Consider the following 14,679-nt stretch of genomic DNA (forward strand, 5'->3'; position numbering starts at 1 on the left):
AAAGGAGGAGATTTATTATGCCTATTAAGAAATCAACGACAAAAGCAGCTGCGACAGAGGCTGTGAAGACAACGACCGAAGAGAAGAAGACAGAAGCAGTTACCGCTGCAGAACCGGTGAAAACTGCCAAAACCACAGAGAAAAAACAGCCTGTAAAACGTGCCGCTGCAAAGAAAGCCGTAGCTGAGAAAAAAGCTGCTGCAAAACCTGCTGCAAAGGCTGCAGAAGCAAAGAAATGTGTTTATGTTCAGTGCATGGGCAGCGAATACAAGGTTGAAGATATTGAGAACAGTGTAAAAAAAGCATGGATGGACGAGACCGGAAAAAAAGAGAGCGACATCAAAGAAATGCAGATTTACATCAAACCGGAAGAGAACGCCGCTTACTATGTGATCAACAAGGAATACAAAGAAGGCGGAAATAAAGTGGATTTATAAGAACGTGCTTTCATAAGGTTTTATGTAAAAGGAAAAGAGGGAGCTCCTTCATTGGGAAGAAGCGCCCTCTTTTTTGAATGAAGGCTCATTCAGTTTTTGTTGAACAGATCACTGTTCAGAGCTTACTTATCAAGCTACTGATTAAAGCTGAGTAGAACCGTTAGACATCGGAGTAGATCCTCCGCTTGACATCTGTCTTTCCTGTGCTTCGATCATTTTCTTAACCATATAACCACCAACGGAACCGTTCTGTTTGGAAGTCAGGTTTCCGTTGTAACCGTCTGTAAGCGGTACACCTAACTCATTGGCTACCTCATATTTAAAACGGTTTAATGCACTCTTTGCTTCGGGTACTGCTGCGCTGTTAGAAGAATTTGTGTTAGACATTTTTTTCTTCCTCCTTAAATGTTTTGTTTTTTTGTTACAATGGTAGTATGTGATTTATTTATATTTTTACACATAGAAGTTCTTTCAAGTTTTGACAAATTTTGTGAATTGTATTACAATAAGGTTTCAGTGAATAAAACATTTAATTTGCGCAGGGCGATTTGTATAAATCTGTAAAATATGTATAAAATTTAAAATAATAATTGCAGTTAGTTGTTATATTTGCTATAATTGTTCTGATAAAAGAAAATGAGGATGATAGAATATGAATGTTGGTATTATAGCGCACAACAGTAAAAAACCTCTGATTGAAGATTTTTGTATTGCTTATAAGAATATTCTGGCAAAACACCAGGTCTATGCCACCGGGACAACGGGCAGAAGGATTGAGGAAGTGACCAATCTGCATGTCCACAAGTTCCTTCCGGGAAGCATGGGCGGAGATAAGCAGTTTACGGAAATGATAGAGCGGGGAGATATAGATATGGTGATTTTTTTCTATAACCCGGCTATGATCGATCAGAAAGAACCGGATGTCTACCAGATTTCCCGGTGCTGTGACCAGTACAATATCCCTATCGCTACGAATATCGCTACAGCAGAATCCCTGATTTTGGGACTTGACCATGGTGATCTGGATTGGCGGCTGAGTAAGTAGAGAAAAGGAATTACAACAAGATGAGAGTGATTGCAGGAAGTGCAAAGAGTATGCCCCTCAAGACAATCCCCGGTACGGACATCCGGCCGACCACTGACAGGATCAAGGAGACGCTGTTTAATATGCTGCAGCCTTACCTATGTGAATGCCGGTTCCTGGATACTTTTTCAGGCAGTGGTGCTATCGGAATTGAAGCATTGAGCAGAGGGGCATATTCGTGTGTCTTTATAGAAAAAAATAAAAAAGCGGCAGAGTGCATTCGGGAAAATCTGAAGTTTACCCGGCTTGCTGACAAAGCAGAACTTTACTGCCAGGACGTTTTTTCTGCCCTGGGCGTTCTGGAGGGCAGTGAGCCCTTCGGCTGTATTTTCATGGATCCTCCCTATAACAGGGAACTGGAAAAACAGGTGCTTTCGGTGCTTTCCAAAGCATCCTATGTGGATGAGGATACCCTGATCGTGGTGGAGGCCTCCTTAGAGACACCCTTTGATTATCTGGAAGAGTACGGCTTCACTATGGTAAAAGACAAGAGATACAAAACGAACCGGCACATTTTCCTGAGAAAGGCATGAGATACGAGCGATGGTGAGAGCAATTTATCCGGGCAGCTTTGACCCGGCAACTTTTGGACATCTGGACGTGATAAAGAGGGCGGCGGAGCTTTTTGATGAGGTAATTGTTGGAGTTTTGATGAATTCTGAAAAAAGTCCGTTGTTTTCTGTCGAAGAACGTGTTAATATATTAAAGAAAGTGACGGCGGATATCCCGAACCTGAAAGTGACATCATTTTCAGGGCTGTCGGTGAATTTCGCAAGAAGCTGTGATGCCAAGGTGATTATCCGCGGTCTGCGGGCAATTACTGATTTTGAATATGAACTGCAGATGGCACAGACCAACCGGGTGCTTGCCAGGGATGTGGATACCATGTTTCTGACTACCAGCCTGGAATATGCCTACTTAAGTTCCACCACTGTAAAAGAAGCCGCCTATTTCGGCGCGGATATATCAAAGTTCGTTCCGGAGTACGTCGTTGAAAAAGTGAGAGAAAAATTCGCACAGAAGGAAAAAAAGTAAGAATACAATAAGGAGAATGATTATGAGTAGCAGAATTGAACAGATTATCGAAGAAATTGAAGAATATGTAGAGAGCTGCAAATATCAGCCATTGTCCACCACCAAAATCGTAGTGAACAAGGAAGAATTAGAAGAACTTCTTCGTGAGCTGCGTATGAAAACTCCGGATGAGATCAAGAGATACCAGAAGATCATCAGTAACAAGGATGCTATCCTGGCAGATGCCCAGGCTAAGGCAGACACCATTATTGCTGAGACAAAAGTTCAGGTACAGGAGATGGTAAAGGAGTCTGAGGTGATGCAGCAGGCATACGCACAGGCCAATGAGACAGTGAATACCGCTAACCGTCAGGCTCAGGAGATCATTGACGCAGCAACCAATGATGCCAATAACCTGCGTCTCAGTGCAATTTCCTATACAGATGAAATGATGGCTAATATGGGCCAGATCATGGCTAACACTCTTGAGGATGCAGGTGCAAAATACAACGAGTTTGTTCGTTCCCTGCAGGCTTCTCTGGATGTGATCAACAGAAACAGAAGCGAACTGCAGCCCCAGCTTGGAGGAGCAGCGCCGGTACAGGAAACTGCACCGACAGAGAGCGTATCTTTGGACGATGATGATCTAGACGATTTCGATGAATAAAAATGCCAGAAGGCCTGTGAGCAGAAAGTTAACGAGTTTTGCCCATATGTAAGGTCCGAAGGAGAGGTCTGTTCCCGCAAGCATGGATTTTGTCTGAGCTGCAACACAGATGCCGCCGAAGGCAGTGATACCCAGCAGCATGGGGTACAGGAGTGTAAGATTCCAGCCGGTACCTGCCAGGGCAGTGATGCCGGTGGTCATTTCCGTGATGCCGCACATGAGATACATAACGGGCCCTAAAGGTGCAAATACCTTTTTAATGACACCCTGGAAGACAGAAAAGAGGATGATATATCCTCCCAGTTTTGTGATGGACTCAAATCCGTTCATAATAGAGGTATCCAGAATTTCTCCCACAGGGGATTGGATGGATATCTCTTTTTCGTTTCTTTTGTTTTCTGCATGATCGTCAGAATCAGCGGCAATGGCCTGGCGGTCGGCTCTCCTTCGGAAAAGGAGGCAGCACAGATAGTTGGCAAGATAGATGATGCCGTAGGTGGGCAGGATCAGTGCCTTCTGGCCGAGGGCCTGCAGACAGACATAGGAAGATAGGAACGAAGGACCGGGGTGGTTGGCAAAGGTGAGCAGGTATTCTGCCTCTTTTTTGGAAATACGTTTTTCCAGGTAGAGGTCAGCAGTCACTTTGGCGCCCATGGGATAGCCGCAGACGAGCCCAAGGATTAGAGCGTAGGCACCGTCACAGGAGAGGGCGAAAAAGCGGTGCCACAGTCCGGTGGGGATACGGATCCAGTTTTTCAGCAGGTCAGTCTTGATCAGCAGGTTTGAGATGATCATAAAGGGCAGCAGGGAAGGCAGCAGGGTTTCAAACCAAAGCATCAGACCGGAGGCTGCGCAGGTGAATGAGGTGTCCGGGAAGAGGAGGAGGAATGCAAGCATAATAAGGAAGGGGAGCAGGGAGAGGGAGCGTTTCATGAGGGGCCTCTTTTGGGTTTTTTTAAGTATATGCGAGGGAATGCGGATGAATGCGGGTGGATGCGGGTGAATGCGGGTGAATGCGGACGGAAGCGTATGGGAGAAGGCCGGGGGAGAGGCGGTATGCGTGTGAGTGAAGCGTTCCGCTGCCACGGAGCTAACCTGCTCCCATTTCCTAAATTCATCGGCAATGGCCTCTTCATTAAGGAACTGGGGCAGGTGGATCTCCGCGGCGCTCCACTAAACATCACTCACACGCATACCGCCTCTCCCCCGGCCTTCTCCCATACGCTTCCTGGTTTTCACTGGCTCAGGGGTGTGTATTGAAAGGTGGACTGCGTTTGAGGAAGTGAATTGGAAGGTGGACTGCGTTTAAAGAAGTGAATTGAAAGATTAACTACGTTTAAGTAGAAGTTTATATTACTGTCAGGGATGTGCCCAGGTAATTGCCGGTAATAAATAGGTACTTAGGGTTTTTGTTTTTATAAAAACGTAGATTGTTTTTTACTACTAATAAAAATTTTTACATGTTTTCTAGTTCCGGAGAGAAGAGCAGGAGAGGTGGGGGGAAGGGGGCTGTGTCAGCGAGGTTAAGTGGAGGAGCCTGTGAGATCCACCGATTACGGAGACTTGGCGCGAACCCGCTGGTGAGCGTCTTAGTCGCAGTTATCGGTTAGCTCACTGGTTCCGGAACGTCGAGCGGACACAGCCCCCTTCCCCCCACCTCTCCGTCCGTGAGCCACACCCCCAAAAAAAACAAGTAAAAAAAAACCACCATCCTATCCCTTGCCAATCAGGGGAGAATGTGACAAAATAGAAGACAGCAGAGGAATAAAATTACAGGAGGAATTGATATGTCAGTATTAGAGAATCTGAAACCGGAAAGAGTTTTTCATTATTTTGAGGAGATTACGAAAATTCCCCATGGTTCTGGGAATACGCAGGGGATCAGTGATTATCTTGCGGATTTTGCCAAGGAGCATGGACTTCGTTATATTCAGGATGAAAGCGGGAATGTGATTATATTTAAGGAGGCTGCCGGCGGATATGAGAATGCTCCGGTGGTGATCCTGCAGGGACATGTGGATATGGTCTGTGAGAAGCTTCCAAACAGTACCCATGATTTTACAAAAGACCCGCTCACACTTTTTGTTGAGGGGGATATGATACATGCGGACGGCACTACGCTGGGCGGTGATAACGGGATCGCTGTAGCCTATGAGCTGGCCATTCTGGAGGATGATAAACTGCAGCATCCGGCCATTGAGGCTGTGTTTACTGTGGATGAGGAGATCGGACTTTTGGGAGCATCTGCTCTGGATACGACTTCCATGAAAGGGAAGTATCTGATCAATCTGGATTCTGAGGAGGAAGGGATTCTCTGGGCAGGCTGTGCGGGCGGTATGACAAGTATTAGTGAGCTCCCTGTAAAGTATCAGGAGAGAACAGGGATCTGCTATGATATTAAGGTGGATGGACTTTTGGGCGGCCACTCCGGGGCAGAGATTGATAAAATAAGGGCAAATGCCACACTGCTTATGGCAAGGTTTCTCCATGAGTTCAGAGAGTATGGGGAGTTTGGACTTATTTCCCTAAATGGCGGACAAAAGGATAATGCGATTCCCCGTCAGGCACAGGCTTCTGTACTGGTGGAAGCAGAAGATGGGGAAAGGCTGGTAAGCTATGCCGAAGAATTTACGCAGATGCTCAGAAAAGAATATACAGGTACAGATGAGGGAATCACGGTGACGACTGTGTGTAAGGGCGAGAAGAGCGCGCAGGTGCTTCACCCTGTAAGCCAGGAAAAAGTGATCTTCTTCCTTGTAAATTATCCAAACGGCATTCAGAAGATGTGCGGATTTATTGAGGGACTTGTGGAGACATCCTGTAATGTGGGTGTTACAAGACTGACGGAGGAGTGTTTGACCTGCTCTGCCAGTGTGAGAAGCTCCGCAGGTTCGGCGAAAAAAGCACTGGGTCAGAAAATACAGTATCTGACGGAATTTTTAGGCGGTGAGTATCATGTGGAAGGGGATTATCCTTCCTGGGAGTATCGTCAGGATTCCGTACTGCGTCCGCTGATGGTCCAGGTTTACAAAGAAATGTTTAAGGAGGAGCCTGCTGTCCAGGTGATCCATGCGGGTCTGGAATGCGGATTGTTCTACGAGAAGATTCCGGGACTTGACTGTATTTCCATAGGACCGGATATGAAGGATATCCATACTTCTGAGGAGACTCTTTCCATCTCCTCCACAGCCAGAGTCTATGAATATCTGCTGGAAGTATTAAAAAGATTGAAATGATAGAAAGCACGCTCCGCGAACTTTTTATTGTCATAAATAATTGAAATAATTGGAATATTTTCCCCTGTCTGTTCATAAAATGATATGTACGGGTAAGAGCTGGCTTTTTTATGCTCTGGTACAGGCACAGCCGAATTTTATGTCAGATGGGGGAATTTTTGTGCGGAAATGGATACTGTTTTTTCTGATTTTGGTGTTTGCGGATGTTTTTGCCATCAGTTCCCTGAAAGAACATGTTTCCCTGGAAACCCTGCGGGAAGCCGGGATTCCTGTTCACGAGATGGAGAAAGCAGGTATGTCTCCTGAGGAGATGCGGCTTTTTCTGCCTTTTTGGCAGGATATGGAGTATTTTCCTCTTGCCGTTTGCCCTGTGGAAAAGGAAGATCCGTTTTCTTTTGCGGATACCTGGATGGAGGAGCGGAATTATGGGGGAAAACGGAAACATGAAGGCTGCGATATTTTCGGTAAAGCAATGCTTTCCGGGTATTACCCTGTCATAAGTGTCACAGACGGAACTGTGGAGAAGGTGGGATGGCTCCCCTTGGGAGGCTGGAGGATTGGAATCCGAAGTCCGGGAGGAGGCTATTTTTATTATGCCCATCTGAGCGGTTACGGCAGAGAATTTCAGGAGGGGGAAGCTGTGAAAGCAGGAGAGCTTCTGGGATTTCTGGGTGACAGCGGATATGGCGAAGAGGGGACACGCGGGAAGTTTGCACCCCATTTACATATGGGATTATACGTGAGATACGGTAGTGAGGAGGAATATGCCTTAAATCCGTATCCTGTGCTTGTATACCTGAAGAATCATACAAAGGAGATAAGTTACTGAATTTCTATGGTGAGAGCTATGGAAATATGCTATACTTAATATACCTTACGCGAAAACCAGGCCGTTATAGGGAAAACAAAGCGCGCGGCTCTGGATACCCATTCGGGCACCCCGTAAATTGTGCCGCAAAAGATGCGGCTGCGATCAGGGACAGAAAAACAGGCGCACTGGTAAGGAGTAATGTCTTATGGAGATACATTTATGGCGTGAACTGCTGATTCCGTATGAACTTGCTGTCAAAGAGCTGGTTATCAAATTTAACCATCTGAAGAAGGAGCACAAAGAAAAGGACCTGTACTCCCCCATCGAACAAGTAAGCGGAAGAGTAAAAACAATTAACAGTATTCTGGAGAAAATGCAGAGAAAAAATATATCCTGGGCAGACCTGGAGGAGAAGGTGGAAGATATCGCCGGCATCCGGGTCATCTGCCAGTTTTATGAAGATATTGAAAAAGTAGCAGAGATAATCAGAAAGCGCCGGGATATGCAGGTGGTGGAGGAGAAGGATTATCTCACACACATGAAAGAGAGCGGGTACAGAAGCTACCATATGATCGTTCTGTATCATGTGGAGACTTTAGACGGCCCAAAAGATATCAGGGCTGAGATCCAGATCCGGACCCTTGCCATGAATTTCTGGGCAACCATTGAACATTCCCTGCAGTACAAGTACAAGGGAAATATGCCGCCTCATTTAAAGGCGCGGCTGAACCATGCGGCCCAGTCCATTCTGCTTTTGGATGAGGAAATGTCATCGGTACGCAGTGAGGTTATGGATGCACAGAATTCTATGCTGCACCAGTCGAATCTGGTGTCCGGAATCCTGAATAATATCGAGAATCTATACCACTATTCCAACAAGCGGGAAGTGGCAAAAATACAGGACGAATTTTACCGGATCTATGAGACAAAGGACCTGTCCAGACTGGAGAGGTTCCACCGGGAACTGGATATTATCGCTGAGGGCTATCGGGCCCAGGCAGTGGCTACAGAAGAGATTATGTAAAGGAAGAGGTAACTGGAAAGGTACAGTCAGTTACACAGAAAGAAAAATGAATCTGCCGAGTGCTTATGAACAAGAGATGAAAGAACTGCTGGGCACGGAGCTGGAGGCCTATAAAAAGAGCCTTGACCTGCCAGTCATGCAGGGACTCCGTGTCAATACAGCAAAGATCACATGTGAAGAATTTGAAGCTGTCACACCTTTCTCCATGGAGAAAGTGCCCTGGATACCCAATGGGTATTTTCTGAAGGATGAGGAGCGTGCATCCAGGCATCCTTATTATTACGCGGGACTATACTACATTCAGGAGCCAAGTGCTATGACGCCGGCAAGCAGGCTTCCTGTGGAACCGGGGGATTACGTGCTGGATCTATGTGCGGCTCCGGGCGGGAAGGCAACGGAGCTGGGCAGCCGGCTCGGAGGAGAGGGGATGCTGTTTGCAAACGACATCAGCAGCAGCAGGGCTAAGGCTTTATTGAAAAATCTGGAGATGGCCGGCATTCCCAATATTTGCGTGACCAGTGAGGACCCGGAGGTGCTTGAGAGAAATTTTTCGGGTTTTTTTGATAAAGTGCTTATTGATGCACCTTGTTCCGGGGAGGGAATGTTCCACCGGGAACCCAGGATGATGGAATACTGGAAGGAGAGAGGGCCTGAGGCTTATGTCCCCATACAGAAAAAACTCATTCTTCAGGGTGCCGGTATGCTGCGCGGGGGAGGGATGCTTTTATATTCCACCTGCACATTTTCAAGGAAAGAGGACGAGGAAGTGATTGAATATCTGCTGCAGAATATGCCGGATATGCGTCTGAAGGAGATTCTTCCCTACGAAGGATTTGCAGAAGGCGCCGGACTTGAAAAATGTGTCAGGATTTTCCCGCACAGAATGCCCGGTGAAGGGCATTTTCTGGCTTTGCTGGAAAAGAGCCAAAAGACTGGGGAAGACAGCAGCAGAGACAGGCGGCGTCCGGGAAAAAGAAAGCCGCAGAAGATGCCGGATTGTGTAGAGGAGTTTCTGTCACTTTTATCCTGCCCCATAGACAGAGAGAGGCTGAAACTGGACCGTGACAGACTTTACCTGCTTCCCGTTAGGGAGGAGATGCCGAAACTCCGCTATCTCCGCACAGGGCTCTATCTGGGTGACGTGAAGAAGAACAGATTTGAGCCTTCCCAGGCACTGGCTATGGCCTTAAAGCCGGAGGCATTTGTCTCCTGCATCCGGCTGGAACCGGAGGATGTGCGGGCGGTCAAATACCTGAAAGGGGAGACCCTGGATGTATCGGATCTGCCGGTCACAAAGCAGAAGGGGTGGCAGCTCATCTGTGTGAAAGATTATCCTTTAGGCTTTGGCAAGCTGGCGGGAGGCGTTCTGAAGAATAAATATTATGCCGGATGGAGATGGCAGTAATGGGAAAGATGCGATTGGACAAATACCTGGCTGATATGGGGCTGGGCACCAGAAGCGAAGTGAAAAAGCTTTTGAAAGGCGGGCAGGTGGCAGTAAACGGCGGGACTGTCACAAAACCGGAGTTTAAGGTTGACCCTGATACCGATGAGATCTTGGCTTCCGGGGAGAAAGTGACATATGAAGATTTTGAATATTATATGTTGAATAAACCCCAGGGCGTAGTCTCCGCCACAGAGGACAACAGGGAGAAAACGGTTCTGGACTGCATAGCTTCAAAAAAGAGGAAAGACCTTTTTCCCGTAGGACGTTTGGATAAAGACACGGAAGGCCTGCTCCTCATCACCAATGACGGGGCTTTGGCCCACAGGCTGCTCTCGCCGAAAAAACATGTGGACAAGACATATTTTGTACGCCTGAGAGAAAAACTGTCACAGGAGGACAGCAGGAAGCTGTGTGAAGGTGTGGATATCGGTGAAGAAAATCTGACCATGCCTGCAGATATCACCGGGTTTGTGCCCGGAGACAGGCAGTGCTGCATTACCATCAGGGAAGGAAAATTCCACCAGGTAAAGCGTATGTTTGCATCTGTGGGTAATGAAGTGGTATACTTAAAAAGGCTCTCCATGGGCCCGCTTATTTTGGATGAAGGGCTGAAACCCGGACAGTACCGGAAACTTTCGGCGGAAGAGATAGAAAGGTTAAAGAACAATGCTTGAAAATATCAATGCAGTATTATTTGATTTGGATGGAACCCTGGTGGATTCCATGTGGATGTGGAAGGCAGTGGACGAGGAGTTTCTGGCCATGAAAGGGCTGGAGATGCCGGAGAATCTGGAAGAGTTCCAGCAGGAGCTGGAGGGAATGGGATTTACAGAGACTGCGGCATATTTTAAAGAACGCTTTGCCCTTCCGGATTCTCTGGAAGCCATTAAAAGCACCTGGGTGACCATGGCGGAACACAAATACTGCCATGAGATTCCTCTGAAAAAAGGGGTGCGGGAGTTTTTAGATTATTTAAAAGAGAAGGAGATCCCCGCTGCCATCTGTTCCAGCAACAGTAAGGAGCTGATCTTGATGGTGCTGAAGGCCCATTCCATAGAAGGTTATTTTTCCGGCATCACTACCTGCTGTGATGTGCCGGCCGGTAAACCGGCACCGGATGTGTACCTGAAGACAGCAGCGGGATTACATAAAAATCCAGAGGAATGCCTGGTGTTTGAGGATGTCCCCATGGGGATACTGGCAGGAAAGAATGCGGGCATGAAGGTCTGTGCCGTGGAGGATGCCTTCAGTGCACAGCAGGCAGATAAGAAGAGAGATTTGGCAGATTACTATATTGCGGATTATTTCCAGGTGATGGACCATACCTATGAGGTGCTCATATGATGACAGAGTTTTTGCCGGTGACCGGAAAAGAGATGGAACAAAGAGGAATCACCCGGCCGGATTTTGTCTATGTGAGCGGTGATGCCTATGTGGACCATCCCTCTTTCGGCACGGCTATCATTACCAGGCTTCTGGAATCCTACGGTTATAGTGTGGGGATCATTGCCCAGCCCGACTGGAAGGATGAGAACAGCATCTCCGTGTTTGGAGAACCGCGCCTTGCCTTTCTGGTGTCAGCAGGCAATATGGATTCCATGGTGAACCATTATACCGTTTCAAAAAAGCACCGCAGCACGGATGCTTATTCCCCCGGCGGAAAAATGGGGCTTCGCCCTGACCGGGCAGTTATCGTGTACGGCAATCTGATACGCAGAACCTATAAACATACCCCTGTGATCATCGGCGGGATCGAGGCTTCCCTCAGAAGATTCGCCCATTATGATTACTGGTCTGATTCCCTGAAACGTTCTGTGCTTCTGGACTCCGGGGCGGATATGATCTCCTACGGAATGGGAGAAAAAAGTATCCTTGCCATAGCAAGAGCGCTCAATGAGGGGACTCCGGTCAGTGATATACACCATATACCGGGTACGGTATACCGTACAAAGGAAATGCCGGGCGGTGTGCTCCTGCCATCCTATGAGGAGCTGTGCAAAGACAAGAAGGCCTATGCCGAGAGTTTTCGTATCCAGTATGAAAATATGGACCCTTTTACGGGGAAAGTTTTGGCAGAACCTTATGAGAAGCAGGGATATCTGGTACAGAACCCGCCGTCTAAGCCCCTCACGACACAGGAGATGGATGAGGTCTATCATCTGCCTTATACCCGCACGTACCACCCCATGTATGAAAAAATGGGGAAAATACCGGCAATTGAAGAAATTAAATTCAGTCTCACCAGCAACCGGGGATGCTTCGGAGGCTGCAATTTTTGCGCCCTTGCCTTTCATCAGGGGCGGATCGTGCAGGCAAGAAGCCATGAATCCATTCTGGACGAGGCTGTCATGTGCACAGAGGAGAAGGCGTTCAAGGGATACATCCACGATGTGGGAGGCCCTACCGCAGATTTCCGTCATCCTGCCTGTAAAAAGCAGATGACTAAGGGGGTCTGCAAAAACCGGCAATGCCTGTTTCCGAAACCCTGCAAAAATCTGGAGGCGGACCACAGGGATTATCTGGAGCTTTTGGCAAAGCTGCGTGAGATTCCGAGGATTAAAAAAGTATTTATCCGCTCCGGAATCCGCTTTGATTATGTGGAGGCAGACCGGGACAAGGAATTTTTGGAAGTGCTGGCACAACACCATGTGAGCGGGCAGCTCCGGGTGGCACCGGAACACGTATCCGACAAGGTGCTTTTCTATATGGGAAAACCGGAACATGCTGTATATGAAACATTTTTGAAGGATTTTGAAAAGGCGAACGCACGCACAGGGAAAAAGCAGTATGCAGTGCCCTATTTCATGTCCTCCCATCCGGGATGCACCATGAAAGAGGCAGTGAAACTGGCGGAATATGTGCGGGATATGGGATTCACGCCGGAGCAGGTGCAGGATTTTTATCCGACGCCGTCCACCATGTCCACCTGTATGTATTACACCGGACTTGACCCAAGGACCATGGAGCCGGTATATATACCGAAAGATCCCCACGAAAAAGCCATGCAGCGTGCACTGATCCAGTATAAAAACCCCGCCAACCGGGAACTTGTAAAAGAGGCCCTCATAAAAGCGGGAAGGACTGACCTGATCGGAACAGACAGAAAATGTCTGATCCGTACAGGAAGGGGAACCGATACAAAGAGAAACGAAGCGGAGCGCGGGGCCGGAACAAAAGACCGCAGAAATACCCAGAAGAAAAAAACAATAAGAAACATCCACAAAAAGAAGAGTAGGTGATCGTTTGAAAATAGCAGTCATAACCGGTGCTTCCTCGGGAATGGGGAAGGAGTTTGTGCGCCAGCTTGCATACAACTACGGCTGGCTGGATGAAATCTGGGCCATTGCCAGACGGGGTGAAGTTCTGGAGGAGCTGAAGAAGGAAATCTGTATAAAAGTCCGTGTCATACCTATGGATATTACGGATAAGAAAAGTATCAAGAAGTTAAAAGAAATGCTGAGGGAATACAAACCTTATGTAAAATATCTGGTAAACGCCGCGGGCTGCGGGGTGCACAGAAGTGTGGAGGTCACACCCACAGAGGACTGTGCCAGAATGGTGGATCTAAACTGTAGGGCGTTGACAGAGATCACCAGGATCATTCTGCCGTATATGAGGCAGAAAAGCCATATCGTCATGACGGCATCCGCGGCTGCTTTTATTCCCCAGCCGGAATTCGCTGTCTATGCTGCTACAAAGGCTTATGTACTCAGTTTTTCACGGGCACTTGCCAGGGAACTGCGGGGGTATATTGCAGTGACCATCGTCTGCCCGGGGCCGGTAGATACGGAATTTCTGGAGAATATGGGTGGAAAAAGCCGTATACCCTCCTACAAACGCAGGTTTATTGCCCGTCCTGAAGCTGTGGTAAGCCAGGCTATTATAGATGCTGCCAGAAAAAAAGAAATCTCTATTTATGGATTTTCTATGAAATGTTTTTTTATCCTTTGCAAAATTGTTCCACATAGGGTATTATTAAAAATTGTAGAACTTGTTTTGTAACTGTTTGGTGCCCACATCCCGCAAGGAAGCGGTTATCATGCGGGGACTGAATAATTACCTTGTTTCTAAATGACACTTATGAGGAGACGGATTTTCAATGGAAAAAAAGAAGAAAATCAGAAAAGGTGATTTCGGCTATATTACTTCCCAGAAGAAAAAAAGAACCCTGTACACCATACTGGCCTTTATCGCCCCGCTTTCAGTTTTTTTTACCGGCCTTATTATCAAGGGAAACCGTAATACGGTTTTTACGGTGGTTGCTGTTGTGGCGTGTCTGCCGGCCTGCAAATTCGCGGTGGGCATGATTATGATGTATATACAGAAACCCATGTCCGAGAAGGATTATCAGCAGATCGAAAAGCATAAAAATGGCCTGACCCTGGGTTATGAACTGGTCATTTCCGCATATGAAAAACAGACCTTTGTGGATTCTATGGCAGTATGCGGCAATACTGTGGTTGGATATACCAGCCGTGAGAAGTCCGACATACCTTTTACGGAGAAGCATATCCAGTCCATCCTTAGACAAAATGGATACTATGTGAATGTGAAGATTTTCCGGAAACTGCCGGATTATCTGAACCGGCTGGAATCCATGTGGGAGCACCACGAATCCTTGGAAAAGGATATCCGTTTTACACCGGATGAAAAATATCCGGACTTGACCAGAAATGAACTGATCCTGCATACTATTTATGCAATTTCCCTCTAGTGCTACATCCGGCCGGAAACAGGACTGTCAGTGCTGGATCTTTTGTCAGTCTGTAAGGCGGAGGAGGGAAACGCAGCGGATCCTCCGCTGACTGACAACAACGCGGCAGATGGCAAAATAGGCAGTGCTGACGGTCTTGTTTCTGGCTGGATAGAGCACTAGTACAGCGTTGCATAAGTTCCAATGATATAGCACCCACTATTTACGCCAGTGCCGCGTTGCCGAAGCTAGTCGTAGGAACCGCT

At 47.4% G+C, this 14,679-nt stretch carries 16 protein-coding genes and 1 pseudogene; 15 read left to right on the forward strand and 2 right to left on the reverse strand.

Translation table 11 applies throughout. The features are described 5' to 3' along the window. Positions 1 to 17 precede the first annotated feature (17 nt). The gene (locus CI595_RS08725; protein ID WP_243135123.1) at positions 18 to 437 is read left to right on the forward strand and encodes a DUF6465 family protein; all 420 of its coding nucleotides are present in this window, start codon (positions 18 to 20) and stop codon (positions 435 to 437) included. A 141-nt stretch (positions 438 to 578) separates the two neighbouring features. On the opposite strand, the gene CI595_RS08730 is transcribed toward CI595_RS08725, so the two are convergent. Then, positions 579 to 824, reverse strand: a complete 246-nt coding sequence (locus tag CI595_RS08730; protein WP_018598013.1) for an alpha/beta-type small acid-soluble spore protein — start codon at positions 822 to 824, stop codon at positions 579 to 581. A gap of 265 nt (positions 825 to 1,089) precedes the next feature. On the opposite strand from CI595_RS08730, the gene CI595_RS08735 reads away from it, so the two are divergent. From CI595_RS08735 to CI595_RS08750, 4 genes and pseudogenes are all read left to right on the forward strand, one after another. Next, positions 1,090 to 1,482: a methylglyoxal synthase gene (locus tag CI595_RS08735; RefSeq protein ID WP_065541573.1), complete on the forward strand. Its 393-nt coding sequence runs from the start codon at positions 1,090 to 1,092 to the stop codon at positions 1,480 to 1,482. Positions 1,483 to 1,496: 14 nt separating this feature from the next. After that, positions 1,497 to 2,054, forward strand: a pseudogene (gene rsmD, locus CI595_RS08740) (16S rRNA (guanine(966)-N(2))-methyltransferase RsmD); the annotation flags it as partial. Between the two features lie 10 nt (positions 2,055 to 2,064). Continuing rightward, a complete protein-coding gene (gene coaD, locus CI595_RS08745) occupies positions 2,065 to 2,556 on the forward strand; it encodes a pantetheine-phosphate adenylyltransferase (protein WP_065541575.1) in 492 nt (163 codons plus the stop codon). A gap of 22 nt (positions 2,557 to 2,578) precedes the next feature. After that, a complete protein-coding gene (locus tag CI595_RS08750) occupies positions 2,579 to 3,202 on the forward strand; it encodes an ATPase (RefSeq protein WP_065541576.1) in 624 nt (207 codons plus the stop codon). Here the strand turns inward: CI595_RS08750 and CI595_RS08755 are convergent. Beyond that, on the reverse strand, positions 3,182 to 4,135 hold the full coding sequence (locus CI595_RS08755; RefSeq protein WP_095172874.1) for a sporulation protein: 954 nt from the start codon (positions 4,133 to 4,135) through the stop codon (positions 3,182 to 3,184). The genes CI595_RS08750 and CI595_RS08755 overlap by 21 nt on opposite strands. 12 nt (positions 4,136 to 4,147) lie before the next feature. Between CI595_RS08755 and CI595_RS08760 the strand changes: the two genes are divergently transcribed. The 10 genes from CI595_RS08760 (at position 4,148) to CI595_RS08805 (ending at position 14,434) form a co-directional block, all read left to right on the forward strand. Continuing rightward, positions 4,148 to 4,462: a hypothetical protein gene (locus tag CI595_RS08760; protein ID WP_095172875.1), complete on the forward strand. Its 315-nt coding sequence runs from the start codon at positions 4,148 to 4,150 to the stop codon at positions 4,460 to 4,462. Between the two features lie 527 nt (positions 4,463 to 4,989). Beyond that, positions 4,990 to 6,438 carry an aminoacyl-histidine dipeptidase gene (locus tag CI595_RS08765; protein WP_095172876.1) on the forward strand — a complete coding sequence of 483 codons (1,449 nt, stop codon included), beginning with the start codon at positions 4,990 to 4,992 and terminating at the stop codon, positions 6,436 to 6,438. 160 nt (positions 6,439 to 6,598) lie between these two features. Next, positions 6,599 to 7,267, forward strand: a complete 669-nt coding sequence (locus tag CI595_RS08770) for a M23 family metallopeptidase (RefSeq protein ID WP_242987137.1) — start codon at positions 6,599 to 6,601, stop codon at positions 7,265 to 7,267. 187 nt (positions 7,268 to 7,454) lie between these two features. Further along, the gene (locus CI595_RS08775) at positions 7,455 to 8,273 is read left to right on the forward strand and encodes a GTP pyrophosphokinase (RefSeq protein WP_095172878.1); all 819 of its coding nucleotides are present in this window, start codon (positions 7,455 to 7,457) and stop codon (positions 8,271 to 8,273) included. Positions 8,274 to 8,319: 46 nt separating this feature from the next. After that, positions 8,320 to 9,678, forward strand: a complete 1,359-nt coding sequence (locus CI595_RS08780; RefSeq protein ID WP_095172879.1) for an RsmF rRNA methyltransferase first C-terminal domain-containing protein — start codon at positions 8,320 to 8,322, stop codon at positions 9,676 to 9,678. After that, positions 9,678 to 10,394, forward strand: a complete 717-nt coding sequence (locus CI595_RS08785) for a pseudouridine synthase (RefSeq protein ID WP_095172880.1) — start codon at positions 9,678 to 9,680, stop codon at positions 10,392 to 10,394. Before CI595_RS08780 ends, CI595_RS08785 begins: the two co-directional genes overlap by 1 nt. Continuing rightward, positions 10,387 to 11,064 (forward strand): HAD family hydrolase, encoded by a 678-nt coding sequence (locus tag CI595_RS08790; RefSeq protein WP_095172881.1) that lies wholly within the window; start codon positions 10,387 to 10,389, stop codon positions 11,062 to 11,064. Before CI595_RS08785 ends, CI595_RS08790 begins: the two co-directional genes overlap by 8 nt. After that, positions 11,061 to 12,959, forward strand: coding sequence for a YgiQ family radical SAM protein (locus CI595_RS08795; RefSeq protein WP_095172882.1), 1,899 nt, complete (start codon positions 11,061 to 11,063; stop codon positions 12,957 to 12,959). The genes CI595_RS08790 and CI595_RS08795 overlap by 4 nt, the downstream gene beginning before the upstream one ends. A gap of 4 nt (positions 12,960 to 12,963) precedes the next feature. After that, positions 12,964 to 13,722: an SDR family NAD(P)-dependent oxidoreductase gene (locus tag CI595_RS08800; RefSeq protein WP_095172883.1), complete on the forward strand. Its 759-nt coding sequence runs from the start codon at positions 12,964 to 12,966 to the stop codon at positions 13,720 to 13,722. A 97-nt stretch (positions 13,723 to 13,819) separates the two neighbouring features. Then, positions 13,820 to 14,434, forward strand: a complete 615-nt coding sequence (locus tag CI595_RS08805; protein ID WP_095172884.1) for a hypothetical protein — start codon at positions 13,820 to 13,822, stop codon at positions 14,432 to 14,434. Positions 14,435 to 14,679: the final 245 nt, after the last annotated feature.

It is taken from the genome of Blautia hominis, from assembly GCA_002270465.1.
In the GTDB taxonomy this organism is placed as follows: Bacteria; Bacillota; Clostridia; order Lachnospirales; family Lachnospiraceae; genus Blautia; species Blautia hominis.